General features: G+C 71.9%; 2 protein-coding genes. One reads left to right on the forward strand and one right to left on the reverse strand.

Annotation, left to right across the window (positions count from 1 at the left end; translation table 11 throughout):
• Window positions 1-296: 296 nt before the first annotated feature.
• Complete coding sequence (locus L810_RS38260) at window positions 297-1,013, reverse strand: FadR/GntR family transcriptional regulator (protein ID WP_042977973.1); 717 nt, start codon at window positions 1,011-1,013, stop codon at window positions 297-299.
• A gap of 134 nt (window positions 1,014-1,147) precedes the next feature.
• Between L810_RS38260 and L810_RS38265 the strand changes: the two genes are divergently transcribed.
• On the forward strand, window positions 1,148-1,725 hold a 578-nt coding region (locus L810_RS38265), incomplete at its 3' end, for a (Fe-S)-binding protein (RefSeq protein WP_042977975.1).

Genomic DNA, 1,725 nt, shown 5'->3' on the forward strand with positions numbered 1-1,725 from the left:
GCGCGCGGGCCGGGCGGCATGCGGCGCGCCACGACAGCGCGGCCGGTGCGCGCCGGATCAGGGACGTGAACACGAAGACTTCCTCGACTGGCGGAACACAGGGCCCGCATGCGCCGCGGCGCGCGGCTGGCGCGCGGTTCCGGCCGATTCTAGTAGGCGCCCGATGAACCGGTCAATCGCGCGGGCGGCACCGACTGCCTCGAACCGCGGGCGTGCGCGCGCGTGCCGGGCATCGAGGCCCGCCGCACCGAAGGTGCCCGCCGGGCGGGCCTCGCACCGAAGTAGTCCGACCAATCTCAGGCCTCGTCGCCGCTGCGCTCGAAATGGCTGCGCACGTAGTCGATATGGGTCTGCATCGCGGTGCGCGCCTCCTCGGGCCGTTGCGCGCAGATCGCGTCGCACACGACGCGGTGCTGCAGCAGCAGGAGTTCGGACGCGTGCTCGTCGTGCGTCGTCATGCCCGCCACGTTGATCGAGATGTGCTCGCGCAGCATCCCGATCACGCTCGTATGCAGGTGCAGGAACATCGTGTTGTGCGACGCGAGCGCGATTGCCTCGTGCAGCTTCGCGTCGGTCGCGGCTTCGACGGCCGCCGCGCCGTTCGCGTGCGCGCTTTCGAGCTCGCGCAGCAGCGCACGGATCCGGCGCCGGTCGTGCGCGTCGGCGCGCAGCGCGGCGAAATACGCGGTCGCGCCTTCGAGCACGCGCCGGAATTCGAGGATGTCGTCGCGCAGCGCCGGGTGATCGGCGACCAGTTGCCCCCACGGCGACGCGATGCCGGCGCGCAACTGGTCCGTCACGTAGACGCCCGCGCCGCGCCGGCTCTGCAGCAGCCCGCGCGCGACGAGCCGCTGGGTCGCCTCGCGCACCGTATTGCGCGCAACCCCGTACTGCTGCGCAAGCACGCGCTCGGCCGGCAGGCGAGCGCCGGCCGGCCACGTGCCGTCGAGCAGTGCCGTCTCGATCTTGCGCATCACCCCTTCGGTCCGGCCCCGTGCCGTCATCGCTGCCATCGTCGCGTCTCCCCGCTCAATGCGTGCCGCGCCGATTGGCCCAACCAATTTGAGCCGCAGCGCCGTCGCGGGAATTATGCAGCGAAATCGTCGTCCCGCATCCGCATGCCGGGCCGTCGCCACTGGAGCGAGACATGAACGAAAGGCAATACCCCGCCGCCGCCCCCGCGCACGTCTATCTGTTCGCGACCTGCCTGGTCGACCTGTTCGTCCCCGAAGCCGGGCTCGACGCGGTCCGACTGCTGGAACGCGAAGGCCTGACCGTCCACTATCCGCGCGGCCAGAGCTGCTGCGGGCAGCCGGCCTACAGCAGCGGCAATCCCGACGAAGCGCGCCGCGTCGCGGCCGCGCAGCTCGACCTGTTCGCGCAAGCGTGGCCCGTGATCGTGCCCTCCGGCTCGTGCGCGGGGATGATCCGCCACCATTGGCCGGCGCTGTTCGCCGACGATCCCGTGTACGGCCCGCGAGCCCGCGCAATCGCGGAGCGGACCTATGAACTCGCCGAATTCCTCGTCCACGTGCTCGACGTGCGGCTCGACGCGGCGACGGCCGGCGCCGGGCCCGACGAACGCGTCGTGCTGCACACGTCGTGCGCGGCGCGGCGCGAGATGGGCACGCGCGGGCACGGCGTCGCGCTCGTCGACGCACTGCCGGGCGTGACGCGCGTCGAACACGAACGCGAATCCGAATGCTGCGGCTTCGGCGGCACGTT

Origin of the sequence: Burkholderia sp. AU4i, assembly GCF_000466765.1 — a bacterium.
Classification (GTDB): domain Bacteria; phylum Pseudomonadota; class Gammaproteobacteria; order Burkholderiales; family Burkholderiaceae; genus Burkholderia; species Burkholderia cepacia.

Bases quoted from the DNA above. Each gene is read 5' to 3' on its own strand.
- L810_RS38260 (WP_042977973.1), bottom strand. From the start codon at position 1,013: ATGGCAGCGATGACGGCACGGGGCCGGACCGAAGGGGTGATGCGCAAG.